We start from the raw sequence: 4744 nt of genomic DNA, 5'->3' as shown, positions 1-4744 counted from the left end.
CTTATTATAGAATATATGGGATAGCTTTGGGCTCTTACACATACTTATACTCCGTTTTAAATTTTTCACAAGCCCGTGACTAAACTATAAATATACTAAGCAAACAAAAAAAAAATTTTAATTATTCCTATACCAATCAAAAGATATTTGTGGTTATCTTGGTTATATATAAAAAAAAAAAAAAAAAAAAAGAAAAACATCATGGAGAAAATGAGCGCATAAAAAAACAAACAAAATCCTCTCGGAAATGAGGTGAGTTTTGTTTGTTATTTGAGACTAAAAAAAGCCCTTTTTTAGGGGCTTTTTTTTCGTGTTTTTTCTATCTTGATAACTAACGTCATTATTTTCGCATGAAAATGAGGATGTTAGTAGGTCTTCGCTCTTACGCCCTCAAGGGTTTTAGCTCTTCAAAAACGTCGATTTATAGGATACGATTGCAAAAAAAAAAGACTTGCCCTTTTTCCACTTGAAAGTTAAGCTTAAGTTACCACACAAAAACTAAAATCAGAGGGGAGGACAAGTCACTCTAGGTCTATTTAATTTATACTGCTTACTTGTGACTTTACAACAATCATGCCCAAAAATCAAGATATTATAAACAACAAAAATACTTTCAAACAAACGAAATTAGGTAAAGCTATAGCTGAAAAATATACACCCAAAAAAGACTTGAATCGAAAAGGTGCAGCGTATATGGAAAAACATGTGCCGATTAAGTCGATTGTGCGGTTTGAAACCTGTAGCGATTATATTTCGCATCTAACCAATGCAGAAATGAGCGTGAAGCGAGTGCATAAAACTAATGCTTGTGAGAATCGATTCTGTCCTATCTGCACATGGAAAACGGCGAAAAAAGATGCCATCAAAATATCAGTCATGTTAAAAGCTGTGAAGGAAATCGAAGGCAAGGAATTTCTGTTTCTGACGTTGACTTCTCCCAACTGTGGTGCTGGGGAATTAAGTCAAGAATTGGATCGATTTAATAAAGCGGTCAATAAATTGTTCAAACGTCGAAATGTAGCCCGTGTGGTAAAAGGCTATATTCGAAAAATCGAAGTGACGACAGACCAAGAACAATTCATCACGGAAAAATCCTATAAACGCAAGAAAGATTATTTTGAGGTGCGTGGACTAAAGGTCGGGGATCCGAATCCGACATACAACACCTACAATCCTCACGTACATGCGATTGTGGTAGTGAACAAAAGCTATTTCAACAAGGCGAGCGATTTCATAAGTAAGAAAAAGTGGCTGGAAATGTGGCAAGAATGCATGGGAGATAAATCGATCACGCAAGTGGACGTCAAGAAAGTCCAAGATTCCAGTAATTCCAATGCGGTCTTGGAAATTGCGAAATATTCAGCAAAGGGAAGCGACTTGTACCACAGTGAAGCCGTCTTTGATACGTTTTATACAGCCCTGAAAGGGCGGCAATTGTTGGTGTTCTCTGGAATGATGAGCGATTATGCCAAAAAGTATGAAGCGGGCGATTTAGACCGATTAAAAGAAAAAAACGAGGATATCTATACGCATTTGCTCCGGTCGCTTTGGAAAGGCTCAAAGTACGACAGCAAATTGCGTGAGTTGTCTCCAGAAGAATTTGAGGAATTCAACAAACGGGCAGAACACATTGAGGAAAGCGACGAGGTGGAGTGACATGATTCAATTTGACCGAATTGAAAATGACCGGGTGTATCTAGGATTTACGCTGGTGGAATTGGATGCGATTCTTTTGGTGTTGGAAAAACAGCAGCCTGACGGGGAAATAACAAATCGACTGGATGCATTAGCGATGGTTTTTCACCAAAAGCAAGCAGAAGAAAAGAGTAGATGAGATGAGAATAAGAGAATATCAAACACGGTATCAAACGATTTTAAGTATGACGTCAACCGATATTGAAAGAGCACAAATGATGTTGGGGTTGTTAGAAGACATTGAACGGTCAATCAATCTTTCGATTTATAACAACGCGATGATGAAAGAAGAACAAGAAGAACTAAGAGCTTTTTACCGAAAAGTTTTGCAAAACTTTGAGGGCATTGAAAATGAGGTGAAAAAATGTCAGTAGAAAACGACAACAATACACTTTCTGGTTTTCATTTGAAAAATAAAAAAGGGGAACCGTTGAAGGTATATCCAAAGTCATATAATTGGCATATTCCTAAGGTGAGGCGCCAGCTAAATATTCAACCGGGCGACATTGTTGGAGTTGGCAAAGCAAAAAAACCATTTTTAGTGACACATGTTTTTCGAGAAGAGTTTGAAGAGACGGGAAAACGATACAAACGTGTCACTGCTTTGTATGAACGAGCACCTGAGAAGGAGTAGCTATGGCTACTCCTTCTTTCTTTTTCTCTGCATTGCCCATTGTTTTAGGGTGGAGGTTTTGGCTGGAGGTTTGGAGGCTAGCCTCCAAGTGTGTCGATAAAAGAAATCGAATCGGATTTGCTGGGATCGGTTGCAAGGCGGTTCGGCAGGTACAATAGAAATCGCAAGCCGACTGTCGGAGTCCTCGTTTTAGGTCTGGTCGGATTGGCGAAATGTTCGCCCCTGCCGAATTTCGGAAGGCAAGGGGGAAAAGGTGGAGATTTTTCAGCGTAGCGTTTTGAAAAATACTACCTGGCCCTTGCCTGGAGAAAAGCCCACTCGGGATGGAGAGGGTTTTTCTTTTTGGTTCTTAACTCGTTTGGCCTTTCTTTTCTAGAAATCGTCTCTCATTCTTTCTTCCTTTTTCAGGTATCGCTGACATTCATTGCATGCTATGATAAGCGAAAATAAAAATGGAAAATAAGTTACATAAATGGAAAAGCAGAGACAGACAAGAAAAGGTGAAGCATGCAGACATTGAGAATGGTTGTTGTGGCTTTGGTGATGTTGTGTTTAGGAATAAGTGGATTGATTGTGAGCAATTTGTGCGGGGATTATATTTTCTTGCTTATGGATTTGCTGGTTGGAATGTTGTTGTTGATGTTGATTTTATTTCTTGTGATTTGGCACTTGGAAGCGAAAAGAGAAAGCTAAAAGAAGGCGGCGAATCGCGTCCTTCTTTTAGCTTCTTTTTTTGCTTTTTTACTGGGTGGAAAACACTGTCCGATGCAGGACGATTTCCATGCACTTGTACTTGCTTTTACCCTCGGAGAGCATTTTCATAGTGTACACAACGTGTCACTATACAGAAAATGTTACTTTGGAAAGTAACAAACGTTTATGGTAGGCTTGGGGGAATGGGGTGAGTCGGATATGAGCATGAGTATTTCATTAAAAAAAGACACGACAAAAACGAACATCAAACACAACAATCGCAATTTCAATGACAAGGAAAAAGAACAAAATTCGCACATTGATTTCTCGCGGTCAGATTCAAATCAATACCTCGTGCAGAAAAGTTTGAAGGAATTATACAAACAAGAATTTGGACAGGCACAAGCGGACTACAACGAAAAACAAAATCGCAACGATCGGAAAATCAAAAATTATTATGAGCAAGTAAAAGCCAGCAAGAAAACAAGCTTGCAGCAAGAAATGATTTTGCAGGTGGGCGACAGCAACCAGTTTCAAAACAATCCCGAAAATCAACGAATGGCAAATGACGTATTGAAGAAATGGTTCGATACATTCCAAGAACGCAATCCGAATTTAAAAATTTACAATGCGGTCATTCACAATGACGAGGCAAGCCCTCACATGCACCTCAATTTTGTTCCAGTAGCTACAGGGTACAAACGGGGCATGGAAAAGCAGGTGTCCTTCGATAAGGCTATTTTAGGGCAGGATAAAACGTTGAACAAAGAACGGCCATTTGATGACTGGCGAAACCGTGAAGTGCTGTTGCTAGAAAAAATGCTGAAAGAGCGTGGCATTGAACGGGAACTGGTCGGCACGAACGAATTTAAAGACGTGAATGATTTCAAAGAGAAAAAAGAGCAGATACGAGAATTAGATACAAAAATCGTGGATTTGGAGAAGAAATACACGGCAGAACGTGAAAAGCTCCAGGAAGGCGTACAAGAGCTTGTAAAGGCGGTAGAGTCCTCTAAGTCGGTTGAAGGCTTGGAAGTCGAGAAAGCAGGCTTATTTGACCGTAGAAACGTCAAAATGCCTGCTGAGGACTTCGAGAACATGAAAACCTTAGCGAAGGCTTCAGAAGCCCTTAAAACGCAAAATACGAAGCTTCAGCGTGAATCAGATGCTAATTTGAGAGAAAAACAGAAACTAGAAAAAGAAAATGCAGAATTGAAACAAGAGAACAGTAAAGTTAAAGCAGATCTTAAAACACTGGAAAAAGCGTTTGAGATGCAGAAGCGAGTTGTTCAATCCTTAAAACATACGTTGCATATGGTTAAAGAAAACTCCTTACAAGTTATTGCTGTACCCAAACAAAAGATGGCTGATCTTATGGGGAAGGCTCGAGCGATTTCTTTGTTGCATAACTTTGAGGAAATCAAAGTAGATATAGATTCATTGCGAGAGGTTGTGCCGGAAGAAGAAAAGAGTGCAGCTGATAAAGTTTTTGACAGGCACGAGAAGAAAGAGAAAGAAAAAGAAGAGGAAAAACAACAAATTATTCAAGAGCGAAGAGAAAGACAAAAAGATATGGGGATGGAGAGGTAAAAAAAAAAAAAAAAAAAAAAAAAAAACAAAAAAAAAAAAAAAAAAAATTAAAAAAAAAAAAAAAAAAAAAAAAATCTCGCAAATTTGTGGTGTTTTTTTTTTTTTTTGTTAAAAAAAAAAACCATTTTTTTG

At 38.5% G+C, this 4744-nt stretch carries 6 protein-coding genes; all 6 read left to right on the top strand.

Annotated features, from left to right (window positions below; genetic code table 11):
• The first annotated feature begins 693 nt into the window (after positions 1 to 693).
• Positions 694 to 1656, top strand: coding sequence for a protein rep (locus QMF37_RS18055; RefSeq protein WP_283479121.1), 963 nt, complete (start codon positions 694 to 696; stop codon positions 1654 to 1656).
• 1 nt (position 1657) lies between these two features.
• Entirely contained in the window at positions 1658 to 1834 is a 177-nt protein-coding gene (locus QMF37_RS18050; protein WP_283479120.1) for a hypothetical protein, read from the top strand.
• 1 nt (position 1835) lies between these two features.
• Positions 1836 to 2069: a hypothetical protein gene (locus QMF37_RS18045; protein ID WP_283479119.1), complete on the top strand. Its 234-nt coding sequence runs from the start codon at positions 1836 to 1838 to the stop codon at positions 2067 to 2069.
• On the top strand, positions 2060 to 2329 hold the full coding sequence (locus QMF37_RS18040) for a DUF5839 family protein (protein WP_283479117.1): 270 nt from the start codon (positions 2060 to 2062) through the stop codon (positions 2327 to 2329). Before QMF37_RS18045 ends, QMF37_RS18040 begins: the two co-directional genes overlap by 10 nt.
• A gap of 452 nt (positions 2330 to 2781) precedes the next feature.
• Entirely contained in the window at positions 2782 to 3153 is a 372-nt protein-coding gene (locus QMF37_RS18035) for a hypothetical protein (protein WP_283479116.1), read from the top strand.
• A gap of 88 nt (positions 3154 to 3241) precedes the next feature.
• Positions 3242 to 4612 (top strand): plasmid recombination protein, encoded by a 1371-nt coding sequence (locus QMF37_RS18030; protein ID WP_283479115.1) that lies wholly within the window; start codon positions 3242 to 3244, stop codon positions 4610 to 4612.
• Positions 4613 to 4744 lie beyond the last annotated feature (132 nt).

Source organism: Planococcus sp. S3-L1, assembly GCF_030063085.1.
Taxonomy (GTDB): domain Bacteria; phylum Bacillota; class Bacilli; order Bacillales_A; family Planococcaceae; genus Planococcus; species Planococcus kocurii.
The sequence above is the reverse complement of the archived record's forward strand: the minus strand, read 5'-3'. Positions and strand labels throughout refer to the sequence as shown.

Coding starts and splice junctions, on each gene's coding strand:
- QMF37_RS18050 (WP_283479120.1), top strand. CDS start 1,658: ATGATTCAATTTGACCGAATTGAAAATGACCGGGTGTATCTAGGATTT.
- QMF37_RS18030 (WP_283479115.1), top strand. CDS start 3,242: ATGAGCATGAGTATTTCATTAAAAAAAGACACGACAAAAACGAACATC.
- QMF37_RS18035 (WP_283479116.1), top strand. CDS start 2,782: ATGGAAAATAAGTTACATAAATGGAAAAGCAGAGACAGACAAGAAAAG.
- QMF37_RS18045 (WP_283479119.1), top strand. CDS start 1,836: ATGAGAATAAGAGAATATCAAACACGGTATCAAACGATTTTAAGTATG.
- QMF37_RS18040 (WP_283479117.1), top strand. CDS start 2,060: ATGTCAGTAGAAAACGACAACAATACACTTTCTGGTTTTCATTTGAAA.
- QMF37_RS18055 (WP_283479121.1), top strand. CDS start 694: ATGGAAAAACATGTGCCGATTAAGTCGATTGTGCGGTTTGAAACCTGT.